22 protein-coding genes are annotated in these 21,751 nt (G+C 72.8%); 15 read left to right on the forward strand and 7 right to left on the reverse strand.

Going from position 1 to position 21,751, the window contains the following annotated elements; genetic code table 11:
- Positions 1-13 precede the first annotated feature (13 nt).
- Complete coding sequence (locus FE634_RS12720) at positions 14-1,216, reverse strand: inorganic phosphate transporter (RefSeq protein ID WP_138876093.1); 1,203 nt, start codon at positions 1,214-1,216, stop codon at positions 14-16.
- A 113-nt stretch (positions 1,217-1,329) separates the two neighbouring features.
- On the opposite strand from FE634_RS12720, the gene FE634_RS12725 reads away from it, so the two are divergent.
- The 4 genes from FE634_RS12725 to FE634_RS12740 all read left to right on the forward strand — a co-directional run bounded on the left by FE634_RS12725 (position 1,330) and on the right by FE634_RS12740 (position 5,062).
- Positions 1,330-2,295 carry an ABC transporter ATP-binding protein gene (locus FE634_RS12725; RefSeq protein ID WP_262347408.1) on the forward strand — a complete coding sequence of 322 codons (966 nt, stop codon included), beginning with the start codon at positions 1,330-1,332 and terminating at the stop codon, positions 2,293-2,295.
- Positions 2,292-3,284 (forward strand): ABC transporter permease subunit, encoded by a 993-nt coding sequence (locus tag FE634_RS12730; RefSeq protein ID WP_138876095.1) that lies wholly within the window; start codon positions 2,292-2,294, stop codon positions 3,282-3,284. The genes FE634_RS12725 and FE634_RS12730 overlap by 4 nt, the downstream gene beginning before the upstream one ends.
- 64 nt (positions 3,285-3,348) lie before the next feature.
- The gene (lipA, locus tag FE634_RS12735; protein ID WP_137292638.1) at positions 3,349-4,299 is read left to right on the forward strand and encodes a lipoyl synthase; all 951 of its coding nucleotides are present in this window, start codon (positions 3,349-3,351) and stop codon (positions 4,297-4,299) included.
- A gap of 37 nt (positions 4,300-4,336) precedes the next feature.
- A complete protein-coding gene (locus tag FE634_RS12740) occupies positions 4,337-5,062 on the forward strand; it encodes a DUF4191 domain-containing protein (protein WP_170981465.1) in 726 nt (241 codons plus the stop codon).
- Positions 5,063-5,106: 44 nt separating this feature from the next.
- Here the strand turns inward: FE634_RS12740 and FE634_RS12745 are convergent, their stop codons facing one another.
- Positions 5,107-5,535 carry an RDD family protein gene (locus tag FE634_RS12745; RefSeq protein WP_246060554.1) on the reverse strand — a complete coding sequence of 143 codons (429 nt, stop codon included), beginning with the start codon at positions 5,533-5,535 and terminating at the stop codon, positions 5,107-5,109.
- Positions 5,536-5,734: 199 nt separating this feature from the next.
- Between FE634_RS12745 and glnA the strand changes: the two genes are divergently transcribed.
- Positions 5,735-7,159, forward strand: coding sequence for a type I glutamate--ammonia ligase (glnA, locus tag FE634_RS12750; protein WP_137292640.1), 1,425 nt, complete (start codon positions 5,735-5,737; stop codon positions 7,157-7,159).
- Here glnA and FE634_RS21875 read toward each other — a convergent pair.
- Complete coding sequence (locus tag FE634_RS21875) at positions 7,147-7,671, reverse strand: HNH endonuclease (protein ID WP_138877158.1); 525 nt, start codon at positions 7,669-7,671, stop codon at positions 7,147-7,149. The two genes, glnA and FE634_RS21875, sit on opposite strands and share 13 nt — an antisense overlap.
- Positions 7,672-7,998: 327 nt before the next feature.
- Positions 7,999-8,313 (reverse strand): cold-shock protein, encoded by a 315-nt coding sequence (locus FE634_RS12760; RefSeq protein WP_138876097.1) that lies wholly within the window; start codon positions 8,311-8,313, stop codon positions 7,999-8,001.
- Positions 8,314-8,553: 240 nt separating this feature from the next.
- Here FE634_RS12760 and FE634_RS12765 point away from each other — a divergent pair, with 240 nt between their 5' ends.
- Positions 8,554-9,048: a GNAT family N-acetyltransferase gene (locus FE634_RS12765; protein WP_187366702.1), complete on the forward strand. Its 495-nt coding sequence runs from the start codon at positions 8,554-8,556 to the stop codon at positions 9,046-9,048.
- 56 nt (positions 9,049-9,104) lie between these two features.
- A complete protein-coding gene (locus tag FE634_RS12770; RefSeq protein WP_148240656.1) occupies positions 9,105-10,205 on the forward strand; it encodes a PAS domain-containing sensor histidine kinase in 1,101 nt (366 codons plus the stop codon).
- Positions 10,206-10,311: 106 nt separating this feature from the next.
- Here the strand turns inward: FE634_RS12770 and FE634_RS12775 are convergent, their stop codons facing one another.
- Entirely contained in the window at positions 10,312-11,019 is a 708-nt protein-coding gene (locus tag FE634_RS12775; protein WP_138876101.1) for a TetR/AcrR family transcriptional regulator, read from the reverse strand.
- A gap of 99 nt (positions 11,020-11,118) precedes the next feature.
- Between FE634_RS12775 and FE634_RS12780 the strand changes: the two genes are divergently transcribed.
- Positions 11,119-12,573: an MFS transporter gene (locus tag FE634_RS12780; protein WP_148240657.1), complete on the forward strand. Its 1,455-nt coding sequence runs from the start codon at positions 11,119-11,121 to the stop codon at positions 12,571-12,573.
- Between the two features lie 27 nt (positions 12,574-12,600).
- Here FE634_RS12780 and FE634_RS12785 read toward each other — a convergent pair whose 3' ends face one another.
- On the reverse strand, positions 12,601-12,951 hold the full coding sequence (locus tag FE634_RS12785) for a cupin domain-containing protein (RefSeq protein WP_137292646.1): 351 nt from the start codon (positions 12,949-12,951) through the stop codon (positions 12,601-12,603).
- Positions 12,952-13,296: 345 nt separating this feature from the next.
- Between FE634_RS12785 and FE634_RS12790 the strand changes: the two genes are divergently transcribed.
- From FE634_RS12790 to FE634_RS12800, 3 genes are all read left to right on the forward strand, one after another.
- Positions 13,297-13,983, forward strand: coding sequence for a vitamin K epoxide reductase family protein (locus FE634_RS12790; protein WP_262347409.1), 687 nt, complete (start codon positions 13,297-13,299; stop codon positions 13,981-13,983).
- Positions 13,984-14,036: 53 nt separating this feature from the next.
- On the forward strand, positions 14,037-14,663 hold the full coding sequence (locus FE634_RS12795; protein WP_138876103.1) for an MSMEG_1061 family FMN-dependent PPOX-type flavoprotein: 627 nt from the start codon (positions 14,037-14,039) through the stop codon (positions 14,661-14,663).
- A 290-nt stretch (positions 14,664-14,953) separates the two neighbouring features.
- Positions 14,954-16,561, forward strand: a complete 1,608-nt coding sequence (locus FE634_RS12800; RefSeq protein ID WP_187366703.1) for a sensor histidine kinase — start codon at positions 14,954-14,956, stop codon at positions 16,559-16,561.
- On the opposite strand, the gene FE634_RS21650 is transcribed toward FE634_RS12800, so the two are convergent.
- Positions 16,548-16,679: a hypothetical protein gene (locus FE634_RS21650; protein ID WP_262347410.1), complete on the reverse strand. Its 132-nt coding sequence runs from the start codon at positions 16,677-16,679 to the stop codon at positions 16,548-16,550. The two genes, FE634_RS12800 and FE634_RS21650, sit on opposite strands and share 14 nt — an antisense overlap.
- A gap of 128 nt (positions 16,680-16,807) precedes the next feature.
- On the opposite strand from FE634_RS21650, the gene FE634_RS12805 reads away from it, so the two are divergent.
- The 4 genes from FE634_RS12805 (at position 16,808) to FE634_RS12820 (ending at position 21,585) form a co-directional block, all read left to right on the forward strand.
- On the forward strand, positions 16,808-18,067 hold the full coding sequence (locus FE634_RS12805; protein WP_138876105.1) for a sensor histidine kinase: 1,260 nt from the start codon (positions 16,808-16,810) through the stop codon (positions 18,065-18,067).
- Entirely contained in the window at positions 18,064-18,753 is a 690-nt protein-coding gene (locus FE634_RS12810; RefSeq protein ID WP_138876106.1) for a response regulator, read from the forward strand. Before FE634_RS12805 ends, FE634_RS12810 begins: the two co-directional genes overlap by 4 nt.
- Before the next feature lie 142 nt (positions 18,754-18,895).
- Positions 18,896-19,657 (forward strand): ABC transporter ATP-binding protein, encoded by a 762-nt coding sequence (locus FE634_RS12815; RefSeq protein ID WP_262347411.1) that lies wholly within the window; start codon positions 18,896-18,898, stop codon positions 19,655-19,657.
- A complete protein-coding gene (locus FE634_RS12820) occupies positions 19,654-21,585 on the forward strand; it encodes an FtsX-like permease family protein (RefSeq protein ID WP_148240658.1) in 1,932 nt (643 codons plus the stop codon). Before FE634_RS12815 ends, FE634_RS12820 begins: the two co-directional genes overlap by 4 nt.
- Positions 21,586-21,751 lie beyond the last annotated feature (166 nt).

A 21,751-nucleotide genomic window follows, 5' to 3' on the forward strand; every position in this document is an offset into this window, starting at 1 on the left:
TCGGTGCTCCTTCTCAGACCTTCGCCTGGGTCGGCATGCCGTCCCAGTCTGCGTTGACGTTGTCGTGGTCGACCGGCTCGCGCCGCGAACGGACGTACATGGCCCCCGACGCGGCGACCAGGACCACGAAGACCGCGACCGCCCCCGGCAGCCCGCCCACGAGGTGGGCGGCGTACCACGCGACCGCGCCGACGACGGCGGCCATCGGCAGCGTGACGAGCCAGGCCAGTGCCATCCGGGCCGCCACACCCCACCGGACCTCGGCTCCCTTCTTGCCGACCCCGGTGCCGAGGATCGACCCGGTGGCGACGTGGGTGGTCGACAGCGCGAACCCCAGGTGGCTCGAGGTCAGGATGACGGCGGCCGAGGAGCTCTCCGCTGCCATGCCCTGCGGTGAGGAGATCTCGACCAGCCCCTTGCCCAGGGTCCGGATGATGCGCCAGCCACCGAGGTAGGTGCCGAGCGCGATCGCGACCGCGCACGAGACCTTCACCCACAACGGGATGCTGGTGGTGTCGCTCCACTCCCCGCTGGCGAGCAGGGCGAGGGTGATCACGCCCATCGTCTTCTGTGCGTCGTTCGTGCCGTGGGCCAGCGACACGAGCGAGGCCGAGCCGATCTGTCCCCATCGGAACCCGCTCTCCCGGTAGCGCTCGGCCACCCCCTCGGTGATCCGGTGGATCAGCCAGGTGCCGACGGCGGCGACCGCGATCGCGATGAGGGGGGAGAGCAGGGCGGGCAGGATCACCTTGCCGACGACGCCGTCCAGCTTGGTGCCGTCGCCTGCCCAGTTCACGCCGTGGAACCCGAGGCCGGCGATCGTGGCGCCGACCAGGCCGCCGAACAGCGCGTGCGACGAGCTCGACGGAAGCCCGAGCAACCAGGTCGCGAGGTTCCACAGGATGCCGCCGACGAGCCCGGCCAGCACGATGACCAGCAGGGCCTCGCCCCCGTCGGCCAGGAACTCGGGGCGCGGCGCACCGTCGGTGTCCTGGATCTTGATGACGGCGTTGGTGACGGTGAGGGCCACCTCGACCGACAGGAAGGCGCCGACGAGGTTGAGCGACGCCGACAGGGCGACCGCCACCCTCGGCCGCAGGGCACCGGTCGCGATGGAGGTCGCCATCGCGTTCCCGGTGTCGTGGAAGCCGTTGGTGAAGTCGAAGGCCAGGGCGGTGACGACCACCAGGCCGAGGATCACGAGTTCCGGGGTCACTCCGACAATGTGCTCCTCCACAGGACCGACCGGAAGACCGACGGCGCGGTGTTCAACCGCCGTTCATCCCTCGTGGTCTGATGGCCCGCCACGCCACGACCGGAGGAGGCACCGTGACCGACCTGGTCATCGAAGCAGCAGGGCTGCGCAAGGAGTTCCGCGGACGACGCGGCGTGCGCGTCGCGGTGGAGAACCTCGACCTCGCGGTGCCCGGGGGCGGCGTCCACGGCTTCCTCGGACCCAACGGGTCGGGCAAGACCACGACGATCCGGATGCTGCTCGGGCTGGCCCGGGCCACCCGTGGCGAGATGCGGCTCTTCGGCCAGCCCGTCCCCGAGAGCCTGCCGGCCGTCATCGACCGGGTCGGCGCCGTGGTCGAGTCGCCGAAGTTCTCCCCGCACTTCACCGGCCGCCAGAACCTGCTGCTGCTCTCGCGCAGCATCGGCGCCCCCGACACGCGCGTCGACGCCGCGATCGAGACGGTCGGCCTGACCGGGCGCGACGGCGACCGGTTCAAGTCCTACTCGCTCGGCATGAAGCAGCGCCTCGCGATCGCCGCGACACTCCTGAAGGACCCGCAGCTGCTGATCCTCGACGAGCCCACCAACGGCCTCGACCCGGCGGGCATCCGGGAGATCCGCGACACCATCCGCGACCTCGGCGAGCGCGGCGTCACCGTGCTGCTGAGCTCCCACATCCTCGCCGAGGTCCAGCAGGTCTGCACCTCGGCCACGATCATCGGCAACGGCCGGCTGCTCGCCTCGGGGCGCGTCGAGGACCTCCTCGACACCGGCGCCGCGGCCCACGCCGTCGAGGTCGCCGACCCCGACACCGCCACGCGGGTGCTCAGCGGCGCCGGTCTCACCGTCGCCGCGACGCCCACCGGCCTGCGCGTGGAGTCCGACGACCCCGCCGCGATCACCCGGATCCTCGGCGAGGCCGGCGTGTGGCTGTCCGCGCTCACGCCGCTGCGCCGCGACCTCGAGTCGGTCTTCCTCGAGCTCACCGCCGCCGACACGCTCGGCCACGAGCACCTCGACGGCGCCGACGGCCTCGGCCGGAAGGGCGGTGCCGCATGACCGGGCTGCTGCGGGTCGAGCTGACCCGGCTGCGGTGGCGCCGCGCCGTGCTGGTGCTGGTGGGCGCCGCCGTCCTGGTGCCGCTGGTGATCCTCGGCGTCCGCACCTACGACACCCGCCCCGTCGGCGACGGCGACCGGGCCGCGGCCCAGCAGCAGGTCGACGTCGAGCTCGAGTACATCGAGCAGGGCATCGCCGACTGCGAGCAGAACCCGCGCAACTTCGGCGTCGACCCCGACCGCGCCGAGCGCCAGTGCGCGCGCCAGTTCGGCTACCAGCCGCAGGTCGAGGACTACCTGTACCGCGAGCAGCTCAACGTCGCCCGCGAGCGCTCCAACAGTGCGCTGGCCGTCGTGGCGATCGTGGCCGCGCTGATGCTGCTCGCCGGGACGACGTACGTCGGGCACGACTGGAACTCCGGCTCGATGAGCAACCAGCTGCTGTTCGAGCCCCGGCGCCTGAGGGTGTGGCTGGCGAAGGCCGTCGCGGTCGCGCTGGTGGCGGCGTCGGTCGCGGTGGTGGGGCTGGTCCTCTTCTGGGGCGGGCTGCTCCTGGTCGCGCAGAGCCGCGACCTGCCCGTGCCGGGTCAGGTGGTCACCGACGTGGTGCAGCACGCGCTGCGGAGCACCCTGGCCATCACCGGGGCGGCGGTGTTCGGCTACGCGCTCACCACCCTGTCGCGCAGCACCGTGTTCACGATCGGCGTCCTGTTCGCCGTCTCGGTCGCCGGCGGCCTGATCTTCGCCCTCCTGCCGCAGTCGGCGTTGAGGTACGAGCCGTCGACCAACGCCGCCGCCGTGGTCAACGGGCGCGCCGAGTACTGGGTCCAGCCTCCCGAGGCCTGCTACGGGCCGCGGGTGCCCGACGGCCTCGACTGCGACGAGACCAAGGAGGTCAGCGTCCAGCACGGCACCGCGTACTACGCCGTGCTGATGCTCCTGGTCGGCGGCGCGTCGGCGGCGTCGTTCCGGCGCCGCGACATCTCCTAGGGGCGGTCCGCCGCAGCCCGGGCCGGCCCCCGGGGGTGACCCGTGGCGACGTAGGATCGACGGAGTGACGACCACTCCGACACCCCCCAGCACCGCCCCGAACGGCCGCAAGCTGCTGCGGCTCGAGGTCCGCAACGCCGAGACGCCGATCGAGCGCAAACCGGAGTGGATCAAGACCCGGGCGAAGATGGGTCCGGAGTACAAGGCGCTGCAGTCGCTGGTCAAGGCCGAGGGCCTGCACACCGTGTGCCAGGAGGCCGGCTGCCCCAACATCTTCGAGTGCTGGGAGGACCGCGAGGCGACGTTCCTGATCGGGGGCGAGCAGTGCACCCGACGCTGCGACTTCTGCCAGATCGACACCGGCAAGCCCGAGCCCCTCGACCGCGACGAGCCCCGCCGGGTCGCTGAGTCGGTGCAGAAGATGGAGCTGCGCTACGCCACCATCACCGGCGTCGCCCGCGACGACCTGCCCGACGGTGGCGCCTGGCTGTACGCCGAGACGGTGCGGATGATCCACGAGCTCAACCCCGGCATCGGCGTCGAGAACCTGATCCCCGACTTCAACGGCGACCCCGACCAGCTGCGCGAGGTGTTCGAGTCGCGGCCCGAGGTGCTGGCGCACAACGTGGAGACGGTCCCGCGGATCTTCAAGCGGATCCGCCCGGCGTTCCGCTACGAGCGCTCGCTCGACGTCATCACCGCGGCCCGCGACTTCGGCCTGGTGACCAAGTCCAACCTGATCCTCGGCATGGGCGAGACCCGCGAGGAGGTCTCGCAGGCGCTGCGCGACCTGCACGCGGCCGGCTGCGAGATCATCACGATCACCCAGTACCTGCGGCCCTCGGTCCGCCACCACCCGGTGGAGCGGTGGGTCAAGCCGGAGGAGTTCGTCGAGCTCAAGGACGAGGCCGACGAGATCGGTTTCTCGGGCGCCCTGTCCGGCCCGCTCGTCCGTTCGTCCTACCGCGCCGGTCGCCTGTACCGTCAGGCGATGGACGCGCGGGCGTCCGTCTGACCACTGACCCTTCGGGACGAGCGAGGCACGGCAACACATGGCACGGACGAAGAAGCCCCGGGAGACCGATCCCACCAAGATGAGTCGCCGTGGGCAGCTCCTCGAGACCTACAAGATGACCCGTGAGGTCGACACCCGGATCGGCCTGTGGATGGCCGGGGCGTTCCTCCTGTTCGGCGCCGTCGGGTTCGGTCTCTTCTGGGTCCTCCCGCCCAGCGACGGCACGTTCAGCCTCGTCATGGCGATCATCGGCGGCCTGCTGTTCGGCCTGCTCGGCATGATGGTCGTCTTCAGCCGCCGGGCCCAGCGGGCCGCGTTCAACCGGCTCGAGGGTCAGCTCGGCGCCGGCGCGCGGGCGCTCACCCTGCTGCGCCGCGGCTGGAAGACCGACGAGATGGTCGGCTTCACCAAGCAGCAGGACATGGTCCACCGCGTCGTCGGACCTCCCGGCATCGTCCTGGTCGGCGAGGGCAACCCGCACCGGCTCAAGACCCTGCTCGCCAGCGAGCGCCGCAAGCACGAGCGGGTCGCGTCGGAGACGCCGATCCACGAGGTCGTCGTCGGCAGCGGCGAGGGCCAGGTGCCGCTCCCCAAGCTGGTGCGCCACGTCCAGAAGCTCGGACGCAAGGTCAAGCCCGCCGAGATCACCGACATCCTCAACCGGCTCAAGGCCCTCGACGCCCAGCGCCCGAAGATCCCGCTCCCCCGCGGTCCGATGCCGACGTCCATGAAGGGCATGCGCGGCAACATGCGCGGCCGCTGAGGAAGGTCGCGCGAGCCTGCGAGCGCGAACCTGCCCGGTGCGCGCTAGCGGCGGGTCGCGGCGACCAGGGACCGGAAGACGTCGGCCCTGACCGTCGCGGTGCCGGCGGCGAGGTCGTGCAGACCCCGGCCGTCGGGCTTGAAGACCAGCGGCGGGACCACCAGCGCGACCAGCACCTGCCGCAGCAGCAGACGCAGCGGGTTGATCGGGCGCAGCCTTCCGTCGGCCGGGACCACGCGCAGGCCGGTGACGATCTTGCCGAAGGAGCCGGCGATCAGCCAGGTGAAGAGCACCGACTGCACGACGTACACGGCGAGCGTGACGAACTGCGCCGGGCTGCCCGGCTCGAAGTAGGCGTCACCGCCGATGAAGGCGATGACGACGAACATGCACACGAACCAGTCGACGAGGAGGGCGACCGCCCGGCGTCCCCACGACGCGGTCTCGAACGTCGCGCCTGCGGTCTTCTCCACGGCGCCAGCGTAGGTGGCGTCCGGGCGGCGGCGCGGACCACCCATCCCTCGACCACCTGTTACACGGGGGAAATAGAACGGATACGGTCTGGAAACGACTGGTTCGGTACGGTCGGACAGTGCCCGTGGCAAAGTCGCGGCGGGGCTCTCCAACCCGAGATTCGCGCTGCGCCCGAGGGCTCGCAGCCAAGGAGGACGAATGTTCAGCAATGCCGAGGAGCTGCTCGCCTACGTCAGGGACGAGGGCGTCGCGATGGTCGACGTCCGCTTCTGTGACCTGCCGGGCGTCATGCAGCACTTCACCGTCCCGGTCTCGTCGTTCGACGAGAGCGTCTTCGAGGACGGCCTCAACTTCGACGGTTCCTCGATCCGTGGCTTCCAGGCGATCCACGAGTCCGACATGTCGCTGTTCCCGGACCCGACGACGGCCTACATCGACCCGTTCCGCACCGCCAAGACCCTGGTCGTGAACTTCTTCATCCACGACCCGCTCACCGGCGAGCCCTACTCGCGCGACCCGCGCAACATCGCCAAGAAGGCCATGGCCTACCTGTCGACCACCGGCGTCGGCGACACCGCGTACTTCGCCCCCGAGGCCGAGTTCTACGTGTTCGACAACGTGCGCTTCGAGACCAAGGCCAACGCCGGCTACTACGAGATCAACTCCTCGGCCGGCGCGTGGAACACCGGTGACGCCTTCGAGAACGACAACCGCGGCTACAAGGTCAAGTACAAGGGCGGCTACTTCCCCGTCGCGCCGACCGACCACTTCGGCGAGCTCCGCGACGAGATGACCATCGAGCTCGAGAACGCCGGCCTCCAGGTCGAGCGCGCCCACCACGAGGTCGGCACCGCCGGCCAGGCGGAGATCAACTACCGCTTCGACGAGCTGCTCAAGGCCGCCGACGACGTGATGAAGTTCAAGTACATCATCAAGAACGTCGCCTGGCGCAACGGCAAGACCGCCACCTTCATGCCCAAGCCGATCTTCGGCGACAACGGCTCTGGCATGCACGTGCACCAGTCGATCTGGAACAACGGCGACCCGCTGTTCTACGACGAGACCGGCTACGGCGGCCTGTCCGACATGGCCCGCTACTACATCGGCGGCATCCTCAAGCACGCCCCGTCGCTGCTGGCCTTCACCAACCCAACGGTGAACTCCTACCACCGCCTGGTGCCCGGCTTCGAGGCCCCGATCTCGCTGGTGTACTCGCAGCGCAACCGCTCGGCCTGCGTCCGGATCCCGATCACCGGATCGAACCCCAAGGCCAAGCGCATCGAGTTCCGCTGTCCCGACCCGTCGGCGAACCCGTACCTCGCCTTCTCGGCGCTGCTGCTCGCCGGCCTCGACGGCATCAAGAACAAGATCGAGCCCGCCGCGCCGATCGACAAGGACATCTACGAGCTCCCGCCGGACGAGATGGCCGACATCGACCAGGTTCCGACCTCGCTGAACGCCGTCCTCGACTCGCTCGAGGCCGACCACGAGTTCCTGACGGCCGGCAACGTCTTCACGCCGGACCTGATCGAGACCTGGATCGACTTCAAGCGCACCCAGGAGATCCTCCCGGTCCAGATGCGCCCGCACCCGCACGAGTTCGAGCTGTACTACGACATCTGAGAACGGCCCTCGATCGAGGCCCTCGCACCCCGCTGACCGGCGGCGGAGCGGGGGCCTCCTTCGTGAGTTGACCGGCGTGCAGACACGCTCAGCCACGCTCGTCGGCCTGGTTGTTGCGGTGCAGCGACCGACAGCGGGTCAGTGCCCGCGCGTCGCGCGGTGGCTGCCGGCGCCGTGCTCGTGCAGCAGCTAGTGATTGCGCGCCGGCCGTCGCCTCGGAACGGACGAGCGGAGGCGGCGATCGGCGGACTCATCGCAGCCGAGACGCGCACGTCGCAACCCGGGGGAAAGTAGGTGCGACGTCGTCGTTCCAGGCCGACGATGTACCACCACGCCGGCCGCGTGTTGGCCTTGGAACGGTTGCACCTGTGACACAGGGCCTGGCCGTTGCTCGACACCGTCGCGCCGCCGCGGGACCACGGGTACACGTGATCAGCCTCTTCTGCGGGTCGGCTGCAACGACCCCACAGAAGCACCAGCGACCCTTCGCACCGGCCTCCGGCTCGACCCATGACGAGACGACGCGAGTCGTGCTTGAACAGTCGCCAAGGGTCTCTCGACGCAAGGACGCCGGGACCGCGGCCGAGCAGGGGAAACCGGAGGAGGCCCACGACGAGCACCGCCAGTGCGAGCCAGGGACCCCAGGGTGCGAGGGCTGCGACGACCCCGTCCCACACCTGCTCGACATCGAAGTCGGCCGGGGTGGTGGGGGTGCTCACCACGGCACGCTAGGGAGGCCCGGCCCGACTTGTCAGGAGAACGTTGAAGAAGGCGCGCCGCTGCCAGCCTCGGGCCATCTCCTGGAACCCGTCACCCCTCGACCATGCCGCTGGCAGGCGTCAGCCCGGATCGGACGTGCCGGGCTCGTCGAAGGTCAGCGTGAGCGTGGACCGGAGAGCAGTCGAGTCCTCGATCTCGGTCCGGGGCACCGGGTCCTGGTCTGCGGGCCACGCCGCGACGGCGGCGTACCGGAACCCGTCCTGCTTGGCAGCCTCGAACTCGAACTCGACGTCCTGCCCAGCCGTCAGCGACGCGAACCCGCCGACCAGCACCGACGAGAAGTGCGTCCAGCAGCCACCAGGCGTGAGCGCTGAGTCGATGACTCCCCAACCCTCGTCGTCGTCCCACACCCGCACCACGCCAGAGGCACTCATGGACCGAGTATGTCCCGCCAGCGCCGAGCGGCACACCGGGAATTGGCCCACGAGTTGCTCCACCTCGTTCGGCGTCCGGGTCGACGACCGCGCGCCCGTGCCGGGAGTCGGCCGTATCGTGGTGGTGCCCGACTGCGAGCACACTTCGCCACCGGGCCACGAGGCGCCGCACCAGCCCGACCCCCGTGCAGATGCCCTTCGACGGAACCCAGATCGACGACCAGGCCGGGAGTCACCCCCATGACCGAGACCCCGATCCCCCGGGACGCACCGCGGGTCACGGTGTGCGACTCCGACGAGACGCTCACCTCGGCCAGCCACTTGTTCAGCCAGTACCGGCACCACTACGGTCATGCGCCGGGCTCGGACAACGCGACCCTGGGCTGGCTCACCGACATGGTCGGCTCGGGCATGCTCACGGTGTACACGGCATCGATCGAATCCACGGCGAACGCGGCGCCAGTCGGCCTGGCCACCAGCCACCGCGTTCCTGCGTCACTGGTCCTGGGGCAGTTCTGGCAGCTGCGCGACCTCTACGTGCGGCCCGACTCCCGCCGCTGCGGAGCCGCGGCTGCGCTCGTCGGTGCGGTTCGGGCGGCGGCACTGGCAGCAGGCGCGACGCGACTGTCGCTGATGACCGAACCGGGCAACCACGCAGCGCTCGGCCTCTACCGGAGCCTGGGGTTCGAGCCGGTCGACGGCGTCACCACCCTCAGCCTCGACCTGGCTCCCTGAGCAGCCGACGGCGGAGCGCGACTTCTGAAGGCTTGCGAGCGGGGTACGGCGTCGTCATGGAGGGAGCGCTGCTGGACCTGCTCGAGCGGCACACGTCGCTCGCGCTCGCAGCGAGCGACGCCGACGGGACACTCACGATGATGACCCCGGCCCTGGAACGGCTGCTCGGGCAGGCCTACGCGCCGGTGCGGGAGTGCGACCTCTCGGCGCACATGAACCTGTACTACGAGGACGGGCGCACTCCCCTGCAGACGATCGACATGCCGATCGCTCGCGCGCGCGCCGGCGAACAGGTCATCGACGCGATCGTCACGGCTCGACCGGACCTGGGGTCGGAGCGCCTGACCTACCTGCGCTGCAACGCGACTCCCCTACGAGACGCCAGCACCGATATCTGCGGCGCCCTCGTGCTCGTCCAGGACGTCACCGAGGAGTGGCGCGTCCGCGCGCGCGAGGGCGAGCTGCGTGAGCGCCTGATGGCAACCGTGAACCACGAGCTCCGCACCCCGGTCGCGAAGCTGCTCGGGCACGCCGAGCTGCTGCTGGACGTGCGGGACCAGCTGCCCGGGTGGGCCCGGGCGAGCCTGGACACGGTGTGGCGAGCGTCGGAAGAGCTGGCGGACCTCTCCGACACCATCACGTCGCTGGTCGACCTCGAGGCGGCTGCCCACATCGTGCCCACCTACTGCGACGTCGCCCCGGTGCTCCACCAGGTGGCCGACGACCTGACGGCGAAGTTCGGCCGCCGCTGCGGGGCAGCGATCGACGTGTCCAGCCCCGCTCACCTCAGGGCGACCGTCGACCTGCGGGCCGTCACCCGCGCCGTCAGCGAGCTGGTGACCAACGCCATGACCTATGCCCCGGCGGCGTCCCGGATCGCCATCGAGGGCCACGTGGACGGCTCGTGCCTCGTCATCACGGTCGCCGACGACGGCGCCGGCATCGCCGAGGACGACTACGCCCGCCTGCTCCGGCCCTTCGAGCGCGGCGCCCACGACGGGCAGCCGGTGAGCTCGAGGGGTCTCGGACTGGCCTACGCCCGTGCCATCGCCACCGCCCACGCCGGCGGTCTCGACCTCCGGCCGAACCGACCGACGGGGCTGATCGCCGAGTGGCGCGCCAACGGCCTCGGGCAGCGACACCCCAGCACGACCTGACGAGGCCGGCTCGCTCGCGATCGCACGAAGCCCCCGCTGGTGCACGGCACTGCAGACCTGGCTCGGCGGGTCCGCCCAGCCCGCAGGGCCGACGGCACGGCCGCCGTCAGGCCTTGCCCTCGGCCTGGAGGCGCAGGCCGGCCAGGATCAGCTCGAGCCCGGCCCGGAACTGCTCGGCGTCGTCGTGGGTCTCGAAGTCGTCGGCGATCGAGTGGATGAACGGGAACGCGCCGGCGTCCAGGGCGCGCCACTGGTCGACGAAGTGGGCGAGGTAGTCGTCGCGGGTCATCGACCCGTCCACGACCTCGGGCGGCGGCTGCTGGCCCATGTCGGCGGCGGTCCCGACGACGAAGCCGACGACGGCCGAGACGGCGTGGAAGCGCTGGCGCGAGGTGAGCTCGAGCCGCAGCGTCTGTTGGCCCAGCAGCTCGTAGAGGCGCAGTCCGTTGGGCTGCACGCCGGTGTCGCGCATGAAGTAGGCACCCAGCCACGGGCGCTGGGCGACTGCGTCGAACAACGCGACCGCGATCGTGCGGATCGCGCTGATCGGGTCGTCCTCGGCCAGCGTCTCGCTGGTCCTGACCACCTCGGCCAGCACGTGGTCGGTCGCCCGGTCGAGGAGCTCGTCCTTGCCCGCGACGTACCAGTAGATGCTGCCGACCCCTCCGCCCAGGCGTGCCGCCAGGGCGCGGAAGGTCAGCGCACCCTCCCCGGCCTCGTCGAGCAGCGCCACGGCCTCGGTCAGGACTGCTTCCAGCGAGTGCGAGGCCCGCTTGCGAGGTCGCTGCTCGGGACGGGTGGCGGGAGGCGTCATGAGGCCCAGTCCACCACACCTTGCGCAGAACCGAACATCGTTCTATTGTCTCGAACGTCGTTCGAGAGTCGAACGCCGTTCGATTCTTGGGAGGCCGCCATGACCGCCACCACCGCACCCGCCTCGACGAGGACCTACCCCTCACTGCGCGCAGCGTGGATCCCGCTCTCCGCGCTCTGCCTGGCGTTCTTCGTCGAGATGGTCGACAACACCCTTCTCACCATCGCCCTGCCCACCATCGGCCGTGACCTCGACAGCGGCACCACCGGACTGCAGTGGATCACCGGCATCTACTCCCTCACCTTCGGCGGGTTGCTCCTGACCGCCGGATCGGTCGCCGACCGGCTCGGACGCCGTCGGGTGCTGCTGGTGGGGCTGGTGGCCTTCGGCCTGGTCAGCTCGCTGGTCGTCCTGGTCGACTCCGCGGGCGAGCTGGTCGCGCTGCGGGGGGTCCTCGGGCTGACCGCTGCCGCGATGGCACCGATCACCAACTCGCTGGTGTTCCGGCTCTTCGACGACCAGGCCCTGCGGATGCGGGCGATGACGCTGATGATCGTGGTCGGCATGTCGGGCTTCGTCCTGGGACCGGTGCTCGGCGGCGGCGCGCTGGCCCACGTGCGGTGGGAGTGGCTCCTCCTGGTCAACGCGCCCATCGCCCTGGTCGCCTTCCTGGGCGTCCGGCTCGGCGTGCCCGCCGACCACCCCGGCGACCTCACCGACGATGCCCTCGACCTTCCCGGCGCCGTGCTGAGCATCGCCGCGATCGGCCTGGGCTGCTGGGCCCTGACCAGCGGGGTCGAGCACGGCTGGCTCTCGCTGCCGACCCTGGGCTCCGCCGGTGCCGCCGCCGTCGCCGCCTTCGCCTTCGTCCGCCACGAGCGCCGCACCGACGCGCCGATGCTCGACCTCGGGCTGTTCTCCGACGGCACCGTCCGCGGAGCCGCGATCGCCCAAGTCGGGACGTCGATCGCCATGGCCAGCGTGATGTTCGGGCTGATCCTGCACTTCCAGTACGCCTTCGGCTGGAGCCCGGTGCGTGCCGGCCTCGCCAACCTGCCGCTCATCGTGACCATGGTCCTGGCCACGCCGCTGACCGAGTGGCTCGCCCGCCGCTTCGGCCACCGCCACGCCTCCCTCGTCGGCGCAGCCCTGCTCGCGGGGTCGCTGGCCGGGCTGTCGTGGGCGGTGGCGCACGGGTACCTCGCCATCGCGGTCTGCATGGTCGTGATGACCATCGGCCTCCGCACGGTGATGACCATCTGCGCCATCGCCCTCGTCGAGGCGATGCCGGCCAACCGGACCTCGATCGGCACCGCGCTCAACGACACCGCCCAGGAGGTCGGCACCAGCATCGGCACCGCGGCCGTCGGCACGCTCATCGCGGTCCTGGTCACCACCACGCTGCCCGCCGGCGCCTGGAGCAGCGAGCTCGTCGCGTCGTTCTTCCGGGGCGAGAGCATCACCTACGGCGTGCTCGCGGTCGTCGTGGGCGTCGTCGCCGCCGCCGGCGCCCTGACCCTCACCGACTCGCGCAGCGTCGACGAACCACGCTAGCCCGCCACGTGGTGCTCGGACGTGAGCTCAGGTTCCGGGGACGCCATGCAGGGCGACGGTCAGCAGCACGGCGGCGTCCTCGACCGCCTCCACGTCGTGTCGTGTCGGCGGCACGAGGAGGAGGTCGCCCGTGCCGGCGACCCAGCTCTCGGCGCCGGCGTGCAGCCGGACCGTGCCCCGCAGCACCTGCAGGGTCGCCTCGCCGGGGCTCTCGTGCTCGCCGAGCAGGCGCCCGGCCGCGAGGGCGATCAGCGTCTGTCGCAGGGCGTTGCCCTGCCCGCCGTACAGCGTGTGCGCACTGCGCCCCGCGCTGTGCTCGCGGGCGAGCGCGAGGTGCTCGTCGACCTGGAGCTGCAGGGAAACGGGGGTGGTGTCCATGGGGTCTCCTCGAGGTGGGCCGGCGGATCGTCGGTACCGCGCGGCTCGTGACCTGACGCCGACCGGCCACCGCGCGCACCGTGACGCCCGAGGTGGGAGGACAACCCCACCGGGCGCCCCGCCCAGCCTAGGCCACCTGGAGCACGGGGTCCGGGCTCGTGGCGGGAGCAGGACCAGCGCAGGGCGGCGGCGCGCCGGCCCCGTACCCTGGTGCGACTGAGGAGGCGGCCGTGAGGCGGCGCCCCCGGCCGCCCGCCGGGACCGGACCCGCCGCACCGACCGCACCAGCTGCTGTCCCGGAGCCTGGGCGACGGCTCCCCCACCCAGCCCGACCAGGAGAGCCCCGTGACCGACCACGACGTCCACGACGACCTCCGGGGCGACCACCGTGACGACCTCGACGACGACCTCGACGACGAGGAGCTCCGCGCCGAGCTGGCGGCCGAGCGGGCCGCCGACCACCAACCACGGTCGTTCGGGATCATGCTCGTCGTGCTCGGTGCGGCCGGGCTCGCGGCGGCCTTCGCGCTCGCCGTCGACAAGTACCGCATCCTCGCCGACCCGAGCTACGTGCCGAGCTGCAACCTCAGCCCGGTCCTGTCGTGCGGCTCGGTGATGACGACCGACCAGGCCGAGGCGTTCGGGTTCCCGAACCCGCTCCTGGGGCTGGTGGCCTTCGGCGTCGTCGTCACGCTCGGGGTCCTGATCGCGGCGGGCGTGCGGCTCCCCGGGTGGGTGCTCGGCGGGCTCGCCGTCGGCGGGTTCCTCGGGGCGGTCTTCGTGCACTGGCTCGCGTTCCAGAGCATGTACCGCATCGACGCACTGTGCCCGTGGTGCCTGGTGGTGTGGACCGTGACGCTGCCGATCGCCCTGTGGAGCGTTCTGCTCGCCGCTCGGACCGGCACCCCGGGGCTCCGACGCCGTGCCCGCGTGGCCTGGTCGGCACGGTTCCTCGTGCTGACCGCCTGGTACCTCGTCTTCGTGGTCGCGGCCCTGGTCCGGTTCTGGGACTACTGGCGCACGCTGCTGTGACGACGGCCGAGGGCCGGCACGACGGACCCCGCACGGCCACTAGCCTGTCCGGCATGAGCGAACAGGTCGTGCGCGACGCCGCCTCGCTGCGACGGCTGGTCGCGGCTCCCGTGCCGCGCGTCGCCGCCAAGGTGCGCAGCGAGCTGGGCCCGGTGGACCTCGACTTCCTGGCCCGCTCACCGTTCTGCATCGTCGCCACCAGCGACGTCGACGGCAACGCCGACGCCTCCCCGAAAGGTGACCCACCCGGCTTCTGCCACGTCCTCGACGAGCGGACGATCGCCATCCCGGAGCGCGCGGGCAACCGCCGACTCGACGGGTACCTGAACGTGCTGACCAACCCGCACGTGGGCCTGGTCTTCCTGGTGCCGGGTCGCGGCGACACGCTACGGATCAACGGGACGGCCACGGTCGTCTCGGACGCCGACTGGTTCAGCGAGCTGCGGGTCAACGACACCCCGCCGCTGCTGGCCCTCAAGGTCGCCGTCGAGGAGGTCTTCTTCCACTGCTCGAAGGCGTTCCTTCGCTCGAGGCTCTGGAACCCGGAGTCGTGGGACCCGCAGGGCGCCCCCTCCCCCGCGACCATCCTGCGGACGGTGCTGCCGGCCGACGACCCGCTCGTGGAGCGGGCCGACCGCGGCGGGGACTTCAGCGACCAGGAGCTCTACCCGACGCCCTGACCGGGCTCCTCGACCGACGCGGACCGCAGAGAGATCAGGTCAAAGGTGACGTCGCGAATCCGGTCTCACCGGTTGCCATGGGTCCTCCTCGGAGTTGGGACGTGCAGACCACGTCCGGTACCCGGTCGCCCCCGTCGTACTCACCGCTCCATGGTCGCGGGGGCTCGACCCGTGCCCTACCCGTCGGGGTGATGGCGGTGCATCCGTCCACAGCGGACGCCGTCCGCGGGTTAGCCTCGACGAGGCCGAGCAGCGGCCGCCCACCACCCGTGTGTCCCGAGGACCAATCGATGTCCGCGTCCGAGTCGTTCGGCCGCCGTCCGTCGACGGCACCGTTCACCGCGCCCTGGTGGATGTGGCAGGTCCCCACGGCCGCCTTCGCGCTCACCGTCGCCGTGCTCGTCTCGCTCACCCAACGGAGCACACCCGCGCTGCTGGTCGCGGTCGCCGCCACGGTCCTCGTCGTGGTCGTGTCGGTCGGCGGCCTCTCGCGCCGCCTCAGCGACGGGCCGCTCGGCATCGTCCTGCCGCTGCTCGACATGGTGGCCGCCGCACTGCTGCACGGCTCGGCCGGCGACGCGACGTGGTCGACGCTCCTGGTGTGCGGGCTCCCCGCCGCGTGGCTCGCCTTCGCGTTCGGCGCCGCCGGCACGGCCCTGGCCGTGGCCGGGGTGGCCGGTGTGGCCGCCGCTCCGTTCCTCGCCGGCGGGAGCCTGCCCTCGACCGCCGGTGACCGCCTCGACGTGGTGCTGCCCGCGCTGGCCCTCGCCGGGATGTCGGTCGTCACCTACGGCGCCAGCCGGGTCCTCAGTGCGGCGCGCGCCGAGGTCGTCGCCCGGACGGAGGCACTCGAGATGCAGGTCAGGACGACGGCCGGGGTGCTCGAGGCCGTCGACGTCGCCGTGGCCGTCCACGTCCCCGGTCGGGAGCCGGTCATCAACGAGCTCGGCCAGCGGCTCCGGCAGCGCATGGAGTCGGAGTCGGGGCCGCTGGTCTTCGGTCCCGACCGGGTCACGCCCGTGCCGCGGCACGAGCAGGCGCACCGCCGGGCGATGGCGGGCCAGACGTTCGCCGGTCTCCTCCAGTGGGTCGGGGAGCCGGGCGACCAGGTGGCCGCCGTCTGCAGCGCCCACCAGTTCGGCGGCCCCTCCGACCCCGGACGCGGGTGGGTCCTGGCCGCGTGGGACGCGACGGACCTGCTGGACTCGGTCCGCGTGCGCGAGGAGTTCCTCGGCACCGTCTCCCACGAGCTGCGCACGCCGCTGACGTCGGTGATGGGCTACCTCGAGGTCCTGGAGGACACCCTGCTCGACGGCGCCCACGACGTCGCGACCGCGCTCCACCACCTCACGGTCATCCGGCGCAACGCGGTCGCCCTCCACGAGCGGGTCGAGCAGCTGCTCAACGTCGCCCGTGCCGAGGACGACGCGCTGCGGTTGAAGGTCGTCGACGTGGCCAGCCTGGTCCGCGACAGCCTCGTCCGGCACCGCGACGCGGCCGAGCGCGCCGGCCTGCGGGTGGTGGCCTCGATCCCCCCGACGCTGCAGGCGCGGGTCGACCCGGTCGCGCTGGACCGCATCGCCGACAACCTGCTCACCAACGCCGTCAAGTACACCGCGGACGGACACATCGACGTCTCCGTCGAGCGCCCGCCCGGGTCCGGGTGCCACTCGGGGTTCGTCCTGCGCGTCGCCGACACCGGCTGCGGCATGAGCGAGACGGAGGTCCGTCACGCCTTCGAGCGGTTCTACCGCGCCGAGGCGGCGACCAAGGACGTGGTCGGGGGGCTCGGCATCGGGCTGGCCGTCGTCAAGCAGCTCGTCGACGCCCTCGGTGGCACGATCGCGGTCGACAGCCTCCCGGGCGATGGGACCACGTTCGTGGTCACCGTGCCCTAACGGGCCCCGGCCGCCGGACGGCGCGCACGGAGCCGTCGTCGTGGACCGAGCACCGGCCGGCCGCGGCGGTGGTGCCATCCTCGTGCAGGTCGGCGTCGAAGACGCGTGTCTCGTTCATGCCTGCTCCTCTTCGGGCGTCCAAGACGACCACGACGTCGGCCGTGGGTCCACCCTCGTCCTCGAGGCCGCCGGGATGGACGAGCAGTCCTGAGCCACCGGGTCCTCCGGCGGCAGTAGTGTCTCGGCGTGAGCGCCGAGCACCCCGTACCCGCGAGAGTCCTCGTGGCGGGCGGCTGGGTCGTGGCGGTCGTCCTCCTCGGTGCGGTGACGCTCCTGGCCGGGCTCGCGCCCGGAGCGGTCCCCGACGAGCCCCGGCTCGGCTGGTGGGAGCTCTCGGCCGGGTTCGTCGCCGTCACCCTCCAGGCGTGGCTGCTGCAGTGGCGGTCGCTGAGCCCCGCGCTGACCCTCGTCCTCGCCTCCGCCGTCGTGCCGGCGGCCGCGGCCGCGGGGCTCGGCGCCGCGACCGGGGTGACGACGGTCGCGGTGCTCGTCGCGGCGTACGTCGTCGTCGTCGAGTGCCCGTGGCCGCGTCCGGTTCCGGCCCTCGTCACCGGCGCCGTGCTCGTCGCGACCGGCGAGGGGGTCCGCGCCGCCACGGGCGAGGGCCTCTCCCCCGGCGCCGCCGGCGCCGCGGTCCTCCAGGGCGCGTCGACGGTGGTCCTGGCCGCGGTCGTCGGTGCCGTCGTCGCGACGCGTCGCGAGGCCGCGCGTGCCCGCCTCGAGGGACTCCGGGCCGCCGCCGGGGAGCAGGTGGCGCTCACCCAGGCCGCGGTGGCCCGGCAGCGGACCGCCATGGCGCGCGAGCTGCACGACATCGCCGCCCACCACCTGTCCGGGATCGCGGTGATGACGGCCGCCCTCGACCGTCAGATCGACACCGACCCCGAGGGCGCGAAGCAGGCGGTGCGCGAGGTCCGTCACCAGAGCACCGCCATGCTCAAGGACCTCCGCAACCTGGTGGCCCTCCTCCGCGACGACGAGCCCGGGGAGGTCCGCGGGGTCGAGCCGGAGACCCTCGGCAGCGTCCAGGGCCTGGTCGAGGGCGCCCGGCGGGCCGGACGCGACGTCGACCTGTCCCTGCTCGGCACCGACGCCGCCGGGCTCGGCCAGCTCGACGTCGGCCCCCTGGCCCAGCTCGCCGCCTACCGCACCGTGCAGGAGTCGTTGAGCAACGCCGCGCGGCACGCACCGGGCGCGCGCTGCGAGGTCGTGATCGATGCCCGGGACCCGCGCCGCGTCGACGTCACCGTGCGCAACGGCCCGCCGTCCGCGCCGACCCCGGCACCCGCCGCCGGCCCCCACCGGGGCGGCAGAGGCTTCGGGCTGGTCGGGATGCGCGAGCGCGCCGAGCTCACCGACGCCCGCCTCGTGACCGGCCCCAGCGCCGACGGCGGCTTCCTCGTCGCGCTGGCCCTGCCCACGTCGACCTCGGAGGAACAACCATGAACGAGCCGGCCACCGCGGGCGTCCTCCGCGTCGTGATCGCCGACGACCAGCCGCTCGTGCGGGCCGGGCTCACCACGATGATCGGCGCCGAGCCCGACCTCGAGGTGGTGGCGGCCGTGGCCGACGGCCGGGCCGCGGTCGACGCGGCCCGCTCCCTGCGGGCCGACGTGGTGTGCATGGACATCCGGATGCCCGGCACCGACGGCATCACCGCCACCCTCGAGCTGTGCGGCCCCGACGTGGCCGACCCCGTGCCGGTGCTGGTCATCACCACCTTCGACGTGGACGAGTACCTCTTCGGCGCGCTGGAGGCGGGAGCCTCGGGCTTCCTCCTCAAGGACGCCGAGCCGGAGGCCGTCGTGGACGCCGTCCGCGCCGTCGCGGCCGGCCACGGCACGCTGGACAACTCGCTGACCCGCCGGGTCCTGCAGGAGATGGTCAGCCGTCGGCGGACCCAGCCCGTGGTGGCCGCCCGGGCCACCGAGCTCCTCACCCCCCGCGAGCTCGACATCCTGCTGCTGCTCGCCGAGGGGATGTCGAACGACGACATCGCCCGCAGGCTCGTGCTGGAGGTCTCGACCATCAAGTCGCACCTGGCCCGGATGCTGCCCAAGCTCGGGGTGAAGTCGCGTCTCCAGGCGGTCGTGTGGGCCTACCAGAACGGCCTGGTGAAGACCGGGGGCTGAGCCGCCCGAGGCTCCGGCAGCGTCCCTCACCGGGGCCTTGCATCGAAAGGTGCAAGCCGCGGAGTTGCATCCTGCGCGGCTCGTGGGCACGGTCCGCCGCTCGTAGCGTCGTGGTGACAGATCATCCGACCGAGGAGCCCTCGTGACCGTCACGAACCCGATGCCCGCCCCGCCCCTGACCGGCACGGCGGTCGCCCTGCACGACGTCCGCAAGACCTACCGGAACGGCCCCGCGACGACCGCCGCGCTCCGGGGCCTCACGCTCACCCTGCGGCCCGGGTCGATCACCGCCGTCGTCGGCCAGTCCGGGTCCGGGAAGTCGACGCTGCTGCACTGCGCCGCCGGCCTCGACCGACCCACCAGCGGGACCGTCGTCGTCGGCGGGCACGACATCAGCACCCTCGGCGACGACGCCCTGACCCGCTTCCGCCGCGACCACGTCGGCTTCGTCTTCCAGGCCTACAACCTGGTCGGGCACCTCAGCGTCCGCGACAACATCGACCTCCCGCTCGTCCTCGCCGGGCGCGGGGCCGACCCCGACTGGGTGGCGCACCTGGTGCACCGGATGGATCTCGGTGCACTGCTCGACCGACGTCCTGGCGAGCTCTCCGGCGGCCAGGCCCAGCGCGTGGCGATCGCTCGCGCGCTGGTCACCCGACCCACCGTGGTCTTCGCCGACGAGCCGACCGGCGCCCTGGACTCCGCCACCGGCGCCGCCGTGCTCACGCTGCTGCGCGACACCGCCCGCGACCTCGGCCAGACCCTGGTCGTCGTCACGCACGACAGCCGCGTCGCGGCGGTCGCCGATCGGGTGCTCGTGCTCTCCGACGGGCTCCTGGTCGACACCCTCGACGCGCCGACGGCCGACGAGGTCACCGCCCGCGTGCTGGCGGTGGGCCGATGAGCACCCCGACGGTGCACCCCGCGCCGGGCAGCCTGCGCCACCTGGCCGTCGCCGGCGCCCGGGCCAGCTGGACCGGAGCGGTCGGGACCGGCCTCGTCCTCGCGCTGGCGTCGGCGCTGACCACCCTGACGGGGGCGCTGCTGGAGTCCGGCCTGCGGGAGCCGGCGGGCGGCGGCGGCATGCTGGTGACGCTCGCGTCGTCGTTCGCCGGTACCGCGCTGGTCCTGGTGGTCGTCGTCGTGGCCGCCACCACCACCCTGGCGCTGCGCCGTCGGCGCCGCGAGCTCGCGCTGCTGCGCGCCGTCGGGGCGACCCGCGGCCAGGTGCGACGGCTCGTCTCGACCGAGCTGCTGCTGCTCGGCCTCGTCGCCGTGCCGGCCGGCGCCGTCCCCGGCCTGCTCGCGACCCGCCTGCTCGACCCGGTGCTGCGCGACGCCGAGGTGGTGGGGCCGGACTTCACCTCCTCGCTGTCGCCGTTCCCGGTCCTGGGCGCCGTGGTCCTCCTGGTGCCGACGGCGATGCTGGCCGGGCTGCTCGCCGCCCGCGAGACCGTCCGCGCCGCTCCCACCGCGGCGATCGCCGAGAGCGCCGCCGAGGCGACGCCGGTCGGCGCCGTGCGGCGCGCGGCCGCGTTGCTCACCGCGCTGGCCGGGCTGGCGGCCGCGGGCACGCCGCTGCTCGTCCCCGGCACCGTCGGCGGGGCGCTCGCGGCCACGTCGGCGTTCCTCCTCATCGGCGCCGCGGCCCTGGCCGGACCGGTCCTGGTGGAGTGGGTCTTCGGGCGTGCCGCCCGGATCGCCTCGACCCGGTCCGGTGCCCCGACCCGGCTCGCCCTCGGCAACCTGCGCGGGTTCTCCCGGCGCCTCACCACGGTGGTCGTGCCGCTGGCCCTGGTCGTCGCGGTCGGGACCACGCAGAGCACGGTCGACCGGGCCGTGCAGCGCGCCGCCACCGAGCAGCTGGCCGCAGCCCTGGGCACCGACGTCGTCGCCACCTCCGCCGGCGGCCTCGGCCCCGCCGAGCTCGCGGCCCTGTCCGGCACACCCGGGGTCACCGCCGTCACCCCCCTGGCCGACGCACCCGCCGAGGTGCGCACCGACGACGACGCCGACCTCCCCGACAGCCTCGTGTGGGAGGCCGCCACCCTGCGCGCCGTCCAGCCCGACGTCGACCCGGCCGTGTTCGACCCCGGCGTCACCGACGGGGACCTGGCCTCGCTGGGCGCCACCGACAGCGTCGCCGTCAGCTCCGACGCCGCCTTCGAGACCGGCCGGGGCGTCGGGGACACCCTCGACGTCCGCCTCGGGGGCACCGACGTCGCGCTCGAGGTCGTCGCCGTCTACGACCGCGGCCTCGGCGTCGGCGACCTGCTCGTCTCCCCGGCCACCCTCGCCAAGCACGGCGTGACGCCCGCCGTCCACCTCGCCCTCGTCAGCACCGAGACCCCGGGGTCACGGCCCTCCACCTCGCCGGCGGGCTCCGCCGAGGCGGTCGCGACGACGTCCACCGACGACTACGTCGGCTCGGCCGGCAGCGCCGACGCCGCGTCCCAGCGCCTCTCGACGCTGCTGACGCTCGCCCTGCTGCTGTTCGTCGGTCTGGGTGCCCTCAACGCGCTGGTCCTCCTCACCGCCGGCCGCCGCGCCGAGCTGCGCCTCCTGCACCGTGGCGGGGCGACCGCGCGCCAGCTGCTGACGATGACCGGCGTCGAGGCGGCGGTGACCGGCCTGGTCGCCTGGGCGATCGGCACCCTCGCGGTCCTGCCGGCCGTCGTCGGCGTCAGCGCGGGGCTGTTGGGAGCCGGGGTCCCCGTCGTCGACCTCCCGACCTACGCCGTCCTCAGCGGCCTGGTGCTGGCCCTCACCGTCGCCGCCACGCTCCTCACCGCCACCCGCACGGTGCGCGGGGCGACCAGCGTCGCGCGGTGAGCACCCGGACGGGTGACGACCGCGGTCGTGGGGGCCGGTCGGCGCGTGTCCGGCCTCGGTGCGGGGCACCGTGGTGACGCCGCGAGATCACCACGCCCGGGTGGGCGTCCATCCCGACAGGGTGCCTGGCGGCGCCGCGTCCCCGGCCGGAACGCCGGGCCGGGGA

It is taken from the genome of Nocardioides sp. S-1144 (assembly GCF_005954645.2).
GTDB lineage: Bacteria > Actinomycetota > Actinomycetes > Propionibacteriales > Nocardioidaceae > Nocardioides > Nocardioides dongxiaopingii.